This window comes from Nonomuraea sp. H19, from assembly GCF_052068215.1.
In the GTDB taxonomy this organism is placed as follows: domain Bacteria; phylum Actinomycetota; class Actinomycetes; order Streptosporangiales; family Streptosporangiaceae; genus Nonomuraea.
The window spans coordinates 201689-217415 of sequence record NZ_JBQHCV010000021.1; the positions used below are offsets into that span (position 1 = coordinate 201689).

Consider the following 15727-nt stretch of genomic DNA (forward strand, 5'->3'; position numbering starts at 1 on the left):
ATGTGGAGAGATTTCCCCGCTTGGAGGAGGGATCATGGCCATTACCCAGCCGCGAGGGCGCGCCGCCGCCGTATCCGACGGGAGGGGGCCCAAGCGGCTCACGCTCGACCTGCCGATGCTCAGCGTCGAGGTCCGGCAGCCTGAACTCCGCATGCCGCACCTCGAAGCCAACGTCCCGATGCCGCACGTCAGCAGGCAGGAGCTCGGCCACTACGTCGACATCGCCAAGACCTTCCTCCCGCCGCCCGAGCGCATCGCCTACTACGGAGCGCTCGGCGCGCTGGCCGTCTTCGGGGCCATCGACTGGCCGGTCGCGGCCGCGATCGGCGTGGGAACGATCATCGCGCAACGTCAGCGGAGGCAAGGGCAGCCGATGTCGAGCAGGCCGCGCGAGACCCAAGCGCCCGCGCCGAGCAGGGGCGGCACGGCCACCACCGGTGGTGCGACCGCCAAGCCCGGGACCATGGCGGAACCCGCCTCCGGGCGCAAGACCACCTCGGGGACCACCAGCACGCGCAAGGCGGCTGCGGAGCCCACCAGCACGCGCAAGACCACCTCGGGGGCCACCGCCGGCACCCGCAAGACCACCTCGGAACCCACCGGCAAGACGAGGGCCGCCGGCACGCGTAAGACCGCCGCAGAGACCACCGGCGGCACGCGCAAGACCGCCTCCGGCAGCTCGCGCAAGACAGGAACCACCGAGAGCTCGCGCAAGACCACCTCAGGAACCACCACCAGCAAGCGGAAGTAAGCCGCGACGCCTTTAGACGGGGGGACAGATGGCGTTGTTCGGCTTGCCATCCGCCGACACATTGTTGAACATGCTGCCCGAGCCGGTGCGGAGCGTCCTCCCGCGCTCCCGCCGGGTTCAGCCGTGTCCGGGCGGAGTCCGCATCGAGCTGCGGAACATCGGCGGTCCGCGTACCGAGCGACGAGCCCGCGCTCTCGAAGAGCGGCTGCGCGCGGTGGGCGTGCCGCGCGCCGAGGTCAACGGGGCGCTCAGCTGCGTGTACGTGGCCTGCGGCGAGACCGCCGACGTGGACAAGCTCGTCACCATCGTGGATGAGCTGGACGAAGGAGACGAGCCGTCCGGGCCGGCCCGCGTGCTCGACGGCGTGGAGCAGCAGGCCCGCGCCGCGGTCGGGCTCGGCCTGCACCTGGCCGGCACCGGGTTGGCCATGGCGGGCGCGGTGGCCCGCATACCGCGGCTGCCTCCAACGGTGCCCACCTTCCTTGCGCTGGCCGAGCACACCCCGCGGGTCCGCAGGGAGCTGGAGGAGCGCATCGGCAAGCCGGCCGTGGACGCGGTGCTGGCGACGAGCCGGATCGTCGCGGGCACGCTGGCCATGCGGCCCATATCGCTGCTGATCGACTCCGTCGCCGCGGCCGGCCAGTACGTCGACACGCGCGCCGGACGCCGGGCCTGGGAGTGGCGGGAAAAGGAGTTCGCCGCCGAGGCGGGCGCGTACCGCCACAACAGGACCGCCACGCTGCCGCGACCGGCCCCGCTCCCCCGCGGGCCCGTGGAGAAGTACGCCGACGCGGCCAGTGCCGCGGCGCTGGCCGCCCAGGGCCTGACCACGGTCATCAGCCGCAGCCACCAGCGCGGCCTGTCCGTGCTGATCACGGGCATCCCCAAGGCGGCGAGCCTCGGCAGGAACGCCTTCACCAGCGCCGTCGCACGCTATCTCGCTAAATGTGGCGCCATCGTCCTGGACCGCGAGGCCCTGCGCCGCATGGATCGCATCGACACCGTCGTCCTGGACGCCGCCGTGATCTCCACGAGTTCGTGGACGATCGACGGCGTCGTCCCGCTCGTCCCCGACGTGGACCTGGACGACCTGCACGCCCGGCTGTACACGCTGCTCGACCTCACCGACCCCGCGGCCCGGCGGGAGCGCGACGGGTGGAGCGCGGCGCCCAGTCCGGAGACTCCGGAGGAGTGGCGCGAGCAGGAGGTCAGGGCCGTCACGGTGGCGCGGGATGGGATCCCGATCGCCGTGGTCGGCCTGGCCCGCGAGCTGCATCCCCTTGCCGAGGCGCTGGTCGCGGCGCCGAAGGAGACGTGCCGAGTGGTCCTGGCCGGCGGGGAGCCCGGCCTCGCCCGGCGGTTGGGCGTGGACCGGGTCGAGGGCGGGGCCGGGCTGGTCACGTCGGTACGTGAGCTGCAGGCGGAGGGGCACGGCGTGGCCGTGGTGTCGCGGCGCGGGCGGCGCGGGCTGCGGCAGGCGGACCTGGGCATCGGCGTGCTCGACGGGGCCCGGCGGGTTCCGTGGGACGCCGATGTGATGGGCGACTTCGACGGCGTTCACCTCCTGCTCCGCTGCCTTCCGGCGGCCAGGAGGGCGAGCGTGCGGGCCGTGTGCGTGGCGGCCGCAGGCTCGGTCGCCGGCACCGGGCTCGCGTTCCTCGGCCCGGCTGCGACCGCGGTCCGGCGCGCCCACCTGGTGCGTGATCTGGCGACGCTGGCCGCGCTCGTGGCCGGGGAATGGACGGGCCGGAGCGTGGGACGGGCGGCTCCGCCGATCCGCGCCGACCACACTCCCTGGCACGCCATGGCCGCCCGCGACGTCATGGCCAGGCTCGAGACCTCGCCCGACGGGCTCACCGAGGCGGAGGCGAAACGCCGCGGGACGGCCACGGCCCGTCCCGCGACCGCGGGGCCTGAGTCCCTGGCCAGCGCGTCCGTGCACGAGCTGGCCAATCCGCTCACTCCGGTGCTGGCCACGGGGGCCGGCGTGTCGGCCGCGTTCGGCTCGGTGCTCGACGCCGTGCTGATCGGCGGCGTGATCGTGGTGGACGCGCTGCTCGGCGGCGCTCAGCGCCGGGGCGCGGGCCGGGCGCTGCACCGCCTCACCGAGACCACCGCCGTCCGGGTACGGCTCCGCCGCCCTTCCGGCGGCCTGGCGGGCTACGCCGACGCACTGGTGCCGGGGGACGTGATCGAGCTGCGGGCCGGCGATGCCGTACCGGCCGACGGGAGGCTGATCCAGGCGGCCGGGCTCGAGATCGACGAGTCGCCGCTGACCGGCGAGTCGCAGCTGGTGCCCAAGACCGCCGCGCCGACCGCCGCGTCCGCCGTCGCCGAGCGCGCCTCGATGGTGTACGAGGGGACGACCGTCGCGGCCGGGCATGGCCTCGCCGTGGTCGTGGCCACGGGCGAGGCGACCGAGGCGGGCAGGACCGCCCGGCTGGCCCAGCAGAAGCCGCCGCCGAGCGGAGTGGAGCTGCGGCTGCGTGCGCTGAGCCGCCGGATCCTCCCGGCCTCCGTCATCTCAGGCCTGGTCCTGATGGCCGTCGAGCTGGTCCGCGGCTCGACGCTGTCCCAGGCGCTCGCCCCGGCGGTGAGCATGACGGTGGCGGCGGTCCCCGAAGGGCTGCCGTTCGTCGCCACCGTGGCCGAGCTCGCCTCGGCCAAACGGCTGTCGGCCCACAACACGCTGGTACGCAACCCGTCCACGATCGAGGCGCTCGGCCGGGTGGACGTGCTCTGCTTCGACAAGACCGGGACGCTCACGGAAGGCCACATCAGCCTGCGCCGGGTCTCGAACGGCCAGGTCGAGCAGGCGGTGGAGGAGGCCGCGCCGGAGCTGCGCGCGATCGTGGGCGCGGCGCTGCGCGCGGGGCCCAGGTTCGAGGGCGGGCGCGCCATCCCGCACCCCACCGACCGCGCGATCGTGGACGGCGCCGAGCAGCTCGGCGTCACTCCCCGGGACGGGCTGCGGACCTGGCAGCGCGTGGACGAGCTGCCCTTCGAACCGGCCCGCGGCTACCACGCCGTGCTCGGCCGGTCCGAGTCCGGACAGTTGCTGAGCGTCAAGGGCGCTCCCGAGATCGTGCTCACCCGGTCCACGAGCATCGTCATGGACGGGAAGACCGTGCCGCTGGACGACGAGATCAGGAAGCGGCTGGAGCAGGAGGTGAACCGGCTGGCCCTGCGGGGCTACCGCGTGCTCGCCGTCGCCGAGCGGCCCGCCTCCAGCCGCGCCGACCTGGACGAGTCCCGTATTCAGGACCTGCGCTTCCTCGGGTTTCTCGGCTTGGCCGACCCGGTACGCCCGACCGCCAAGCGCAGCGTGGAGAGGCTCATGCGGGCCGGCGTACGGGTCGTCATGATCACCGGCGATCACCCCAGCACGGCGGAGGCCATCGCGGCGGAGATCGGCGCGCTGAACGGCCTGCGCGTGATGACCGGCCCCGAGCTGGAAGAGCTGGACGACGACGCCCTGACCGAGGCGCTGTCGGAAGTGGCGGTCTTCGCCCGGGTCACGCCCGAGCACAAGGCACGGATCGTCACCAGCCTGCGGAAGGCGGAGAAGGTCGTGGCCGTGACCGGCGACGGCGCCAACGACGTGCCCGCGATCCGCCTCGCCGACGTGGGGATCTCCATCGGGTCGCACGCCGCCCCCGCCACCAAGGCCGCCGCCGACATCGTCATGATCGACGATCGCATCGAGACGATCATCGATGCGATCGTCGAGGGCCGGGGCATGTGGGCCTCCGTCCGCGACGCGCTCGGCATCCTGCTCGGCGGCAACATCGGCGAGATCGCCTTCACGCTCGGATCCAGCCTGCTCACCGGCCGCAGCGCGCTGAACGCCCGCCAGCTCCTGCTGGTCAACCTGCTCACCGACATGCTGCCGGCGATGGCGGTGGCCATCCGGCCGCCCAGCGCCGCCAGTCCCGAGCGGCTGCTCGCCGAAGGGCCGGAGGCCTCGCTCGGCGCCGCGCTGACCAGGGACATCTATCTGCGGGCGGTGACCACGGCGGCGGCGGCGGGCGCGGCGTGGCTGCTCGCGCGGGTGACCGGGACCCGGGGCCGGGCGGACACCGTCGGGCTCATCGGTCTGGTGGGGGCCCAGTTGGTGCAGACTCTGGTGCTGGGCGGGCGGGACCGTATGGTGGTGCTGGCCGCGGTGTCGTCGCTGGCCGCGCTCGGCGTGATCATCTCGGTGCCCTTCCTCAGCCAGCTCTTCGGCTGCCGCCCGATCGGCCCGTTCGGCTGGGGCATCGGGCTGGGCTGCGCGGCGGCCGCGGCGCTGGTGGCCAGGATGATCGAGCGGTCAAGCACGCGATAGTCACGGGCTGTTCACCCTATGGACATTTTGGCCATACCCTTATATACACGTTTGTGCCGAAATATGTCCTTAAGTGTAGTTCTGACCCCGTGAGGTAGAGAGTTGTCCGAGTTCCTGGCCTCGTTGCTCGCCAAGGCCGCCATGATGCTGCTCGAAGCGCTGATCACGCGCTTCGTCCAGAGCCTCGCCGCGTCGATCATCCAGCCCGCCGGGCTCCGGCTCGCCTAGCAGTCGTTCGTCAGGGTTCTCCGTGCCGTCGGTTCGGCGTCATCGGGTGGTGTCCACCGCTTGCTGAGATTCGCGCATGCGCAAATCTCTGTTTTTGGCCACCCTCATCGCCTCGTCGCTGGTCGTGCCGTCCGGCGCGGCGCACGCGGATCCCAGCCCCGCCGTCACCTTCGCCCTGATCGGGGACACCCCGTACGGCGACGCCCAGCAGGCCGCGTTCCCGAACCTGGTCGAGTCCATCGACGCTGACGCGGACGTACGTTTCGTGCTCCACGCCGGTGACGTCAAGAACGGCTCGTCCACCTGCGACGACGCCCGCTTCACCACGCTGGCCGGGCTGTTCGCCACCTTCGACGACCCGTTCGTGCTGACGCCGGGCGACAACGAGTGGACCGACTGCCACCGCACGGCCGCCGGCGGCTACGTCCCGACCGAGCGGCTGGAGGCGGTCCGCCGGATCTTCTACCCCGTCGCGGGACGTACTCTCGGCGGGCATCCCATGGGCGTGCGGACCCAGGCCCGCGATCCCCGCCACCGCGACTACCGGGAGAACGTGCTCTTCACCCGGGCCGGCGTGGTCTTCGCGACTGTGCACGTGGTCGGCAGCGAGAACGACCTGGCTCCGTGGAGCCAGTTGCCCGGCGGCGACCGCCCGGCGGAGCGGCTGGCCGAGTTCGAGGCGCGCAAGGCCGCCGCGCTGGACTGGATCGACAACGCCTTCGCCGTCGCGAGCCGCACCCAGGCGCCGGGCGTACTGCTGCTGATGCAGGCCGAACCCCTGGACACCCCCGGGTTCACCGAGATCCGGGCCCGCATCGTGGAGCTGGCGCGGGCCTACGGCAAGCCGGTCGTCCTCGCGCACGGTGACGAGCACGTCTACGAGGTGGAGCCCGGCTACGCCGGCGTGTCCAACCTGACCCGCCTGGAAACGTACGGCGACACCGCCGCCCACTGGCTGCGCGTCACCGCCGACCCCAAGTCATCCACCGTCTTCTCCTGGCAGCCGCAGCAGGTATCAGCCGGCTGAGCGGTCCCAGGGAGCCGGCAGCCGCCCGGACGCGAAACGGGTCCGGCCCTCACTGAGGACCGAACCCGTTCGAGGCATCCGCCGTCAGGCGGGGATGATGTTCTCCGCCTGCGGGCCCTTCTGGCCCTGCGTGATGTCGAAGCTCACCTTCTGGCCTTCCCGCAGCTCGCGGTAGCCCTGGCCAGCGATGTTGGAGTAGTGGGCGAAGACGTCGGCGCCGCCGCCGTCCTGCTCGATGAAACCGAAGCCCTTTTCGGCGTTGAACCACTTGACGGTGCCGGTCGCCATATCGATCTCCTTTAAGGCCGGAACCCGCACCTCGCGGGCCCCTATGTCGCCGCAATGACCCATCCGGAAATGACCGGCGAAACAAGAAATGCGCCCGACGCTACATACCGTCAGGCGCACACGTAATTCATGGGTACCAAAACTGCAACATCATCACGCTACCACATACGAGCCTCATGAACGCCAGGATGTGAGGCGACTTTCTTGCGCTCTTGCCTCGGCGGCGTCGGCCGCGTGCGGCCCTTCTCAAAAGTTCACTCCTTCGTCATCTGTTCATGTCATCATCCGTTGGATCTTTTGACCTTGTGACAGGAGAAGGATGACTCTGTTAGCGCGTCGCGCGCTCCATGCCGTGTTCGCGGCCGGCCTGGCCGCCACCGCGGCATTCTGGCCGGCCGGCGAGCCGGCGCAGGCAGCCGCGGCCACGGCCGTCTCGGTGGACTTCACCCGGCCGATTCGCACGCTGTCCCCCACCGACTACGGCATCGGCATCACGGGGTACGGCGAGGGCGCGTACATTACGAACAACGCCCAGCACCGCGAGCACCTGCGCAAGCTGAAAGCCGGGCGGATCCGTATAGAGCTGCACTACCAGGAGCCGGGGAACCACGCCAGCCCGATCATCTGCGGCGGCTACAAGTGCGCCACGGAGGTCTCGGGCGATGCCTGGATCGCGGCCATCCGCGACCTGGGCGCGGAGCCGGTCGTCATCCTGCAGGTGGACGCCCGCCAGAGCGCCGAGGTGAACCGCGATGACGCGGTGGCGCTCTACGAGCACTTCGCCGCCTCGGGCCAGCCGGTACGGCGGTTCATTCTGGGCAATGAGCTCAACTGCACATGCACGCCAGAAAAGCCGGAAATGTCGGCATCGGAGTACAGCCGACGGTTCAACATGATCACCGACGCCCTTCGCGCGAAGGACGCGGCGGTGAAGGTCGGCGGCCCCGCCACGGCCTGGAACCACCTCGAATACATCAAGACGTTCCTTGAGGGCTCGCGGGATCGCGTCGACTTCCTCGACTACCACGACTACGGCAACGGCGACGAGATCGTCACCGACGAATACCTGCTCGGGGACGTCATCCGCGGCTACGAGACCGAGATGAACCAGGTGCGCGAGCTCGCCGAGTCCGTGCTGGGCCGGAAGATCGACATCCAGATCGGCGAGTTCAACTCCGACCATCGGGACGACGACGGCCACCGTACGCTGACCCATTTCAACACCCTGTGGGGTGCGGCGGCGCTCGGCCAGATCCTGCACGCCGGGGGTTCCGCCTACCAGTACGGCGACAAGAACGGCCAGCTCGGCCTGACCAGCGAGAAGGGCGAAGGCGGCGTGCCGCGCAACGAGCCGCTGCCCATCTACCACGGCATCGGCATGTTCACCGGCGAGAGCCTGTTCAGGCCGTTCGGCACCACCATGGTGCAGGCGACGGCCAGCGACCCGCGGCTGCACGTGTTCGCCTCGGACAAGGCCAAGAACGTCGTCCTCGTCAACGTCGGCGCCGAGCCGCTCGACACCACGTTCGCGTTCACCGGCCTGACGGCGGGCACCGCCGCGATCTGGCAGAGCACCGCCGACGCGTGGGCCCCGCACCACACCGGCACCGCCGCCATCGCGAACGGCGCCACCAAGCTCACGCTCCCGCCGGGCACGGCCACAACCCTGGTCATCGATCAGCAGGGCCTGTCCGCGACCTACTTCGACAACGCCGACCTGACCGCCCCCAAGGTCACCAGGATCGACCCCGGCGTGAACTTCGACTGGGGCATGAACGCCCCGGACCCGGCGGTGTCGCCCGACACGTTCAGCGTGCGCTGGACGGGGAAGGTGATCGCGGATCGTGCGGACACCTACACGTTCATCACCACGAGCGACGACGGCGTGCGGCTCTGGGTGGACGGCACGCTCCTCGTGAACAACTGGACGGACCACTCCAAGCGCGACGACAGCGGGCAGATCGCGCTGACCGCAGGAGCGCATGACATCAAGATGGAGTTCTACGACAGCGGGTACGACGCCATCGCCCAGCTCCACTGGTCCAGCCCCAACCTCCCCCGCCAGACCATCCCGGCCGCGAAGCTGATCGCCGGGTAAGCCACGAGCGCCGGCCGCGACGTGACCACGCCGCGGCCGGCGCCCGCCGCGGGGCGGTCAGGCGGCGGCGCGGGCTACAGCGTCCAGTTGCGGCGGCCGCGGCGGGCCCGGGCGATGAGGAAGCCCGTCGCTCCGGCGCCCACCCCGAGCACGGACGCCGCGCCGGTCAGCCAATAGGGGCCGCTGCCAGGGGTGGACTGGTGGACGATCGCGGGCCGGGGCTGGGCGCTGGGCTTGCTGAAGACCACGTCGGAGCAGGAGTAATAGGTGTCCGGCGTATCGGTGTTCTGCCAGATCGTGTAGATCAGGTGGCGGCCGGTCCGGCCGGCGGGGAGGCGGCCCTTGATGGCGTACGAGCCGTCCGCCAGCTTCGGGTCGGTGGCCTTGAGGAAGGGCTTGCTTTCCAGGTCGGACCACTTCAGCGGCTTGGTGGGGTCGTAGCCGTCCTTCGTGACGTACAGCCGGAAGGTGCCTTTGTGCGGGATGGTGCCGCGGTACTTGAAGGTGAAGCCGGCTCCGGGCTTCAGCCTGGTGGCGGGCCAGTCGGCGCGGGCCAGGTCGAGGCCCTTGAAGCCGGGGATCCCGCCGCTGCACAGTTTGCCGTCGGGGATCATCTTGCGGTCCCTGCCCGCGACGTTCGCGACCCGGAGATTGTCCCAATCGGCGGGCATGGCCGTTCCGCTCACCGCCGCGGCCGCGCGGCAGGCCGCCGGCCTGGCCGCCAGCGGGCTCTCCGCGCCGCAGGCCGCCGCCCTGCTGAGCGGGCTCTCCAGCGCGCCGTGCGCACCCGCCGGCGCGGCCGTCAGCACCGTCGCCAGCCCCAGCCCGACACCTAAACCCATGATCCAGCGCCGCATGTGGCCCACCTCCACAGCGAGGTACGGCCGCCCGGCCGCGCTGGTTCAGCCAACGAGTCCCCAGATCGGCCCCCGCATGGGCCATGACGACGCCCGCGACCACCGACCTGAATTCCCAACCAAGTTGAAAACCGTTATCGTTGCGCACTGGTGGACGGCGAGGGGAGACAACGTGCGACGACGAGCCGCGATCGTGCTGGCCATGCTGTTAGCGGTGACGGGCTGCGGCAGCGGGGAGTCCGCGGAGCAAGAGGCCGGCCGGCTCACCCTGGCGGCCCCGCGCGACCTGGTCGCGGGCCCCCAGGATCCGTATTTCACGCACCAGACGCTCCAGGTGTGGGAGCCGCTGGTGACCGTGGACGACAAGTTGCGGCCGGTGCCCGCGCTCGCCACCGCGTGGGCCGGCGCCGACGGCGGCAAGCGCTGGACGTTCACCCTGCGCGACGGGGTGCGATTCAGCGACGGAACACCGCTGACGGCCGACGCGGTGGTCGCCAACGTCCGGCGCTTCCGCCAGATGGCGCCGAGGCAGTCGGCCTTCTTCAGCCTCGACGCCGGCATGGAGGTGGCCTACGGCAAGCTGGCCGACGTACGGGCCGAAGACGGCAAGGTGGTGTTCGTGCTGCGCGAGCCGGTGGCCGACCTGCCGGGGCGGCTGGCGGGCTTCTACAGCATGGTGCAGTCGCCGAAGGCGTTCACCGCGACGGGCGACTTCGCCGGCAACCCGGTGGGGACGGGGCCGTACACGCTGGTCAAATGGGTCAAGGGACAGCAGGCCGAGCTCGCGGCGAACCCTCACTACCACGGCGGCGCCCCGCCGTACCAGAAGATCGTCGTCAAGGTGATCCCGGACGCCAACGCCCGGGTGGCCGCGTTGCGGGCCGGTGAGGTGGACGGACTGGTCGACAAGGGCGCGCTGCTGTCCGGGCAGGTCGCGGCGGTCGCCGCGGACGACCGGTTCCGGGTGGTGCGCACGCCTTCGGCGCTGACGCACTACCTGACCTTCAACGGCTCGCGGGAGCCGTTCTCCGACCCGCGGCTGCGCGAGGCCGCGGAGCTGGCCATCGACCGGAGGACGATCGCGGACAAGCTGCTCGCGGGCACGGCGCGGCCCGGTGCGGCGTTCCTGTCCCCGGCCTTCGGCGAACTGTCCGATCCCGGCGTCGCCGCCGCCTACGACCCGGCGAAAGCCCGCAAGCTGGTCGAGACCGCGGGGCCGCCCGCCGCGCCGGTCACGATCCTGATCTCGTCGGCCGAGACCGGCCAGTTCCCCTACACCGACATCGCCGAGGTGTTGCGGGCCGCCCTGGAGCAGGTGGGAATGCCGGCGAAGGTGACGGTCGCCGAGGCGACAAAGTCGGTGATGGAGGCCGGCGACTACGACATCTTCCTCAGCGCGTACAGCGTGCCCAACGGCGACGCCGACTACCTGTTCCGCCGGTTCCTGCGCTCCGACGCGTCCTGGAACGTCGAGCGCAAGCTCGGCTACCGCAGCGAGGAGTTCGACAAGCTCGTCGACCAGGCCGCCGCGGAGGTGGAGCCGGCCCGGCGGCGGGAGCTGTACCACCGGATCCAGCGGCTGCTGGCGGACGACCGGCCGATGATCCCGCTGGCGTACCAGGACAATCCCATCGTGACCACGGAGAAGGTCGGCGGAGTGGTGCAGAATTCGGCGTATGTCGTGGATCTGGGCAAGCTGACGCCGTCGCGGTGAGGTTACTGCTGCGGCGTGCCTCCGAGACGTTGCTCGTGCTGCTGGTGCTGTCCGTGCTGGCCTTCCTGCTGACCTCGCTGGCGCCCGGCGATCCGGCCGAGGAGATCCTGCGCCGTGGCGGGATCCAGCCGAGCGCGGCCAGCGTGGCGGCACTGCGGGCCGAACTCGGGCTGGATCGGCCGCTGCTCGAACGGTACGTGCGGTGGCTGGGTGACGTGCTCCGCGGCGACCTCGGGTCCTCCTACGCCGACCGGTCGCCGGTGGCGGGCGAGATCCTTGCCCGCGTCCCGGCCACGGCACGACTGGCGGGCGCGGCGGCGCTGGTCGCGGTGGTGCTCGCCGTGCCGGCCGCGCTCCATGCCGCCTTCCGGCCGCGAGGCCTGGGCAACCGGGCCGTCGCCGCCGTGATGGTGACGCTCGCCGGCGTCCCGCCGTACATCGTGGGGATGTTGCTGGTCAGCGTGTTCGCGGTGGGGCTGCGCGCACTGCCCACGGGCGGCGACGGCAGCCCGGCCGCCGTTATCCTGCCGGCGCTCACTCTCGGCCTGGCGGGCGCCGCCACGCTGCTGCGGCTGCTGCGAGCGGACCTGATCGACGCGGTACGGCTGCCGTTCGTCAAGCTGGCCGCCGCGAAGGGGCTGGCGGCCCGCCGTGCCGTGGCGGTGCACGCGTTGCGCCTGGCCGCGCCGAACGCGATCACGGCGGCCGCCATGATGGCCGCCGACCTGCTGGCGGGGGCCGTGGTGGTGGAGACGCTGTTCTCCTGGCCCGGGCTGGGACAACTGGCGATCACGGCGATCAGGCAGCGGGACATTCCGGTGGTGCAGGCGTACGTGCTGGTCATCGGCGCCGCGACCGTGTTGCTGCTGGCGCTGGCGGACCTGTGTGTCACGGCGGCGGATCCCCGGGTGCGGCGGCCGTGATGAGCCGCGTCGGCATCGTGCTGCTGGCGGTGGTCGTGGTGGGCTGCGGGCTCACGCCGGTCCTGTCGCCGTACGACCCGTACCTGCCCGATCCCGCGCAGGCCCTGCTGCCGCCGGACGCGCGGCACTGGCTCGGCACCGATCAGCTCGGCCGCGACCTGCTCACCAGGACGGCCGCGGCCGGGACCGTCTCCCTGCTGGTCGCGCTCGCGGTCACCGTGGTCACCACGGCGCTCGGCACGATCCTCGGCGCGGCGGCCGGGCTGGCGGGCGGGGCGCCGGAGCGGCTGCTGCGGTTCGCCGCCTCCGTGGCGCTCGCGCTGCCCGGGCTCACGCTCGCGATCGCGCTGGCGGGCGTGCTGCCGCCGGGGCCGGCGACCGTGCCGGCCGCGCTGGTCCCGTTCGGCTGGGTGAGTTGCGCTCTCGTCGCGCACACCGCGACCAGGCGGGTGGCCACGTCGGGGTTCGTACTCGCCGCGCGGGGCATGGGCGCCTCGCCGTACTACCTGCTGCGCCGGGCGATCGGCCCGCACATCGCCGGGCCCGTGCTCACGGTCGCCACCGCGGACTTCGCCAGGACGCTGATCGCGGTCACCTCGCTCGGCTTCCTCGGGATCGGGCTGCCCCCGCCCGTGACCGACTGGGGCGGCATGGTCGGTGAGGCCACGCCGCTCCTGGTCGCCGCGCCCCGCCTGGCGATCGTGCCCGCCCTCGCCCTGGCCACGACCGGCTTGGCGGTGGCGCTCCTGGCCGACGCCCGCCGCCGGCCCCGGATGAGCTGATCTGCGATGCGGCCGGCGTGCTCAACCGCGGTCAGCTCCCTCCGCCGCCGCCGCCGCACCCGCCGCCACCGCAGCTTCCGCTCGCGCAGCTGCTGCCTGCGCCGTCGCTCTCCCTTGGGGTGGGGGATCCGCTGTTGGCTCTCGGTCCGCCGGCGTCGGCCGGGTAGCGGTGGCCGTCCGGGATCGACCGCTTGCTGAGCTCGGCGGCCAGGTCGGGGTCGCCGAGATGGCTCAGCCCGTAGAGCGCGAGCGGCATGGCGACCATGTCGGTGACGACGCCGTACGGATGCGCCTGGCGGGCCTTCTCCAACTGGTAGCGGCCCGTCCGGCCGAGCGTGACCGGCCGGTTCTTGACGTAGAGGGAGCCGGCTTTTCTGGCCACCAGCCAGCTCGCGCCGAATCCCGCCAAGGCGGCCACGCTGAGCGCCGGCGACCTTTGAACCATCATGTAGATCACATTGATCGCTACGGCGGCGGCGGCCACCATCGGGATCATCTTCAGCACGTCATATGAGACGCGGAAACCGGCCGTGCCCCGGGGGTTGACGAGCAGGCCCAGGCCGACGAGCCGGTCCCTGATCTCGGCGACCTCCGCGCTCTCCGCCACGCTCCGCTTGACCCGGACGACCGATGAGCCCGGCCCCTTGGCCACGATGGCGAGCACTCTCTCCTCCACCGGGTATCCCGCGGACACGGCGGTGGAGACCTGGTGCAGTTTGCCTCCCCGGGAAACGCGGATCTCACCCTCCCCGGCCAGCAGTCCGATCGCGACGTCCGCCACCCGCGCGGGACCGCCCGCGAGGTAGGCGATCTCGTAGTGGCCGAGGTCGACGTCCCGCAGGCCGCCCAGCCTCGAGCGGGCCCGGGCCCGAGATAACTCCGCGGTGAGAATCGCGCCAACGGTGACCGCCCCCAAGAGCACCGACAGCATTGCCAGAACAACGTCCATTCGCACCTCCCCGTGTTCCGTATCAACGCATAAGCCGGAGATAAAGGTTCCTTGAACGCCGCCGTCGGCTACCCGTCGCCTTCCGGGGCCAGGGACCGCTGCATGAGCACGGTGTCGATCCAGCGGCCGTGCTTGTAGCCGACGCCGCTCAGCCGACCGGCCTCGGCGAAGCCGAAACGGCGGTGCAGCGCGGCCGAGCTGTCATCGCCGGTGTCGGCGACGACCGCGATCATCCGCCGCATCCCGGCCGCGCTCGACTCGGCCACCAGTGCCCCCAGCAGCGCCTTGCCCAGCCCCCTGCCGGTGTTGCCGGGGGCGAGATAGATCGAGTCCTCCACGGTGTGCCGGTAGGCCGGCTTGGGGCGCCAGGGGCCGGCGTAGGCGTACCCGGCCACCTCGCCGTCCAGGTCGGCCACGAGGAACGGCAGGCCGCGCCCGGCCAGGTCGTCCAGCCGCCGCTGCCAGTCGGCGATGGTCGGCGGGGTCTCCTCGAAGGTGATCACGGTGTTGGTGACGTAGTGGGCGTTGATCTCGGCGATGGCCTTCAGGTCCGCGGGAACCGCCGGCCGGACGACGACCTGGGAGAGCGCCACAACGATCGCCTTTCTCTATAGCGAAACTCGATTACATTAAAGTGTAATACTCCTGGTCACCCAGCGACGTTGCCAGGGTGTCTCAACGGCTCGGGAGTGGTGGTGCCGCCGCGTCCAGGCGACGGCGTCCGCCGGGTCCAGGCCGGACAGAATGGCCAAGCAGGCGATGACGGTGCCGGTACGGCCCACGCCGCCCCCGCAGGCGACCTCGACCGCAGCCCCCGCCCGCGCCCGCTCGTGCAGCGCCCTGATGTGCCGGATGGCCAGTTCCCGGTCGCGGGGCAGCAGGAAGTCGGGCCACTCGATCCACTCGTGCGGCCACGGCAACGCCCCGTCGAAGCGGCGACGCAGCCGGCCGGACCCCAGGTAGAGGCCGAAGTCGGGCACCGGCCCAGCGGGGAGTGGACGGCGCAGGCCGCGGCCGCGCACCCAGGAGCCGTCAGGAAGGCGGATGGCGCCCGCGAGAGTGGAGCCGCTCATGAGACCCAGCTCTCGGTGCGCTGCCGGGCGCGGTGGCTCGCGACGTTGACGCGGTTGCCGCACAGATCCGGCATGCAGTACGAACGCCGCCCCGCCCGGCTGGTGTCGACGAAGACCCCGCGGCAGCCCGGCGCGGCGCAGGCGCGGAAGCGCTCGTGGCCCAGCGCCCGGACGGCGCCGAGCAGGCCGACGCCGATGAGCGCGGCGAGTTCGCCGGCGAGCGGCGCGCCCGGCGCGGTCGGGACGTACCACTGCCACCGGCCGCCGGACCCGCGGCGCAGCACCGGGGCGAGACCGGCACGCTTGGCCAGCACGTTCGCGCCCGCGACGACGTGCTCCTCGGTCTCGGCCTCCATGATCACGCGGACCTCCCGGCGCAGGAGGTGCACCTGGTGCAGGTCGTCGCTCTCGGGGACGAGCGGTACGCCGTGCTCGGCCAGGAAGGCCGCCAGCGCTCCCGGGCAGGGGAGGGCTTCAGCGGCCCGCACGGTGGGCGAGGTGTTGACCAGCTCGGTCGCCACCGTCGCGCCCACCGCGTAGTCGGTGATGGAGATGTTCACGCCCGACGTTCTACCATGATGTAACCGGTATAGGCGAGCTATAACCCTTACAGCGAACATCGGTGTTTCTCTATGACAGAGTTCCATCCTGTTTTCCCAGGTAGTAGGGGATGGCCTGGCGCGGTCGGATGTGGTCTCCGCTGGTGAGTG

The 15727-nt window shown here is 71.7% G+C and carries 14 protein-coding genes; 8 read left to right on the plus strand and 6 right to left on the minus strand.

Annotation, left to right across the window (positions count from 1 at the left end; genetic code table 11):
- Positions 1–34 precede the first annotated feature (34 nt).
- The 4 genes from ACTMTI_RS38425 (at position 35) to ACTMTI_RS38440 (ending at position 6333) form a co-directional block, all read left to right on the plus strand.
- On the plus strand, positions 35–751 hold the full coding sequence (locus tag ACTMTI_RS38425; protein WP_441125620.1) for a hypothetical protein: 717 nt from the start codon (positions 35–37) through the stop codon (positions 749–751).
- 70 nt (positions 752–821) lie between these two features.
- A complete protein-coding gene (locus ACTMTI_RS38430; protein ID WP_441125621.1) occupies positions 822–5078 on the plus strand; it encodes an HAD-IC family P-type ATPase in 4257 nt (1418 codons plus the stop codon).
- Positions 5079–5180: 102 nt separating this feature from the next.
- Positions 5181–5306: a hypothetical protein gene (locus ACTMTI_RS38435; RefSeq protein WP_263008709.1), complete on the plus strand. Its 126-nt coding sequence runs from the start codon at positions 5181–5183 to the stop codon at positions 5304–5306.
- Positions 5307–5382: 76 nt separating this feature from the next.
- Positions 5383–6333, plus strand: a complete 951-nt coding sequence (locus ACTMTI_RS38440) for a metallophosphoesterase (protein WP_441125622.1) — start codon at positions 5383–5385, stop codon at positions 6331–6333.
- A gap of 84 nt (positions 6334–6417) precedes the next feature.
- Here ACTMTI_RS38440 and ACTMTI_RS38445 read toward each other — a convergent pair whose 3' ends face one another.
- The gene (locus ACTMTI_RS38445; RefSeq protein WP_441125623.1) at positions 6418–6621 is read right to left on the minus strand and encodes a cold-shock protein; all 204 of its coding nucleotides are present in this window, start codon (positions 6619–6621) and stop codon (positions 6418–6420) included.
- 319 nt (positions 6622–6940) lie between these two features.
- Here ACTMTI_RS38445 and ACTMTI_RS38450 point away from each other — a divergent pair, with 319 nt between their 5' ends.
- Positions 6941–8719 (plus strand): PA14 domain-containing protein, encoded by a 1779-nt coding sequence (locus ACTMTI_RS38450; RefSeq protein WP_441125624.1) that lies wholly within the window; start codon positions 6941–6943, stop codon positions 8717–8719.
- 74 nt (positions 8720–8793) lie between these two features.
- Here ACTMTI_RS38450 and ACTMTI_RS38455 read toward each other — a convergent pair whose 3' ends face one another.
- Complete coding sequence (locus tag ACTMTI_RS38455; RefSeq protein ID WP_441125625.1) at positions 8794–9576, minus strand: lytic polysaccharide monooxygenase auxiliary activity family 9 protein; 783 nt, start codon at positions 9574–9576, stop codon at positions 8794–8796.
- Between the two features lie 172 nt (positions 9577–9748).
- Between ACTMTI_RS38455 and ACTMTI_RS38460 the strand changes: the two genes are divergently transcribed.
- Genes ACTMTI_RS38460 through ACTMTI_RS38470 form a run of 3 tightly spaced genes read left to right on the plus strand, consistent with a single transcriptional unit; the run spans position 9749 to position 12995 of the window.
- Complete coding sequence (locus ACTMTI_RS38460) at positions 9749–11290, plus strand: ABC transporter substrate-binding protein (RefSeq protein ID WP_441125626.1); 1542 nt, start codon at positions 9749–9751, stop codon at positions 11288–11290.
- Positions 11287–12213 carry an ABC transporter permease gene (locus ACTMTI_RS38465; RefSeq protein WP_441125627.1) on the plus strand — a complete coding sequence of 309 codons (927 nt, stop codon included), beginning with the start codon at positions 11287–11289 and terminating at the stop codon, positions 12211–12213. Before ACTMTI_RS38460 ends, ACTMTI_RS38465 begins: the two co-directional genes overlap by 4 nt.
- A complete protein-coding gene (locus ACTMTI_RS38470; RefSeq protein WP_441125642.1) occupies positions 12213–12995 on the plus strand; it encodes an ABC transporter permease in 783 nt (260 codons plus the stop codon). Before ACTMTI_RS38465 ends, ACTMTI_RS38470 begins: the two co-directional genes overlap by 1 nt.
- Positions 12996–13026: 31 nt before the next feature.
- Here ACTMTI_RS38470 and ACTMTI_RS38475 read toward each other — a convergent pair whose 3' ends face one another.
- The 4 genes from ACTMTI_RS38475 to ACTMTI_RS38490 all read right to left on the minus strand — a co-directional run bounded on the left by ACTMTI_RS38475 (position 13027) and on the right by ACTMTI_RS38490 (position 15577).
- Positions 13027–13944 carry a TIGR04222 domain-containing membrane protein gene (locus tag ACTMTI_RS38475; protein ID WP_441125628.1) on the minus strand — a complete coding sequence of 306 codons (918 nt, stop codon included), beginning with the start codon at positions 13942–13944 and terminating at the stop codon, positions 13027–13029.
- A gap of 68 nt (positions 13945–14012) precedes the next feature.
- Positions 14013–14537: an N-acetyltransferase family protein gene (locus tag ACTMTI_RS38480; RefSeq protein ID WP_441125629.1), complete on the minus strand. Its 525-nt coding sequence runs from the start codon at positions 14535–14537 to the stop codon at positions 14013–14015.
- Between the two features lie 36 nt (positions 14538–14573).
- Positions 14574–15017: a phosphatase domain-containing protein gene (locus ACTMTI_RS38485; RefSeq protein ID WP_441125630.1), complete on the minus strand. Its 444-nt coding sequence runs from the start codon at positions 15015–15017 to the stop codon at positions 14574–14576.
- Positions 15014–15577, minus strand: coding sequence for a CGNR zinc finger domain-containing protein (locus tag ACTMTI_RS38490; protein ID WP_441125631.1), 564 nt, complete (start codon positions 15575–15577; stop codon positions 15014–15016). The genes ACTMTI_RS38485 and ACTMTI_RS38490 overlap by 4 nt, the downstream gene beginning before the upstream one ends.
- Positions 15578–15727: the final 150 nt, after the last annotated feature.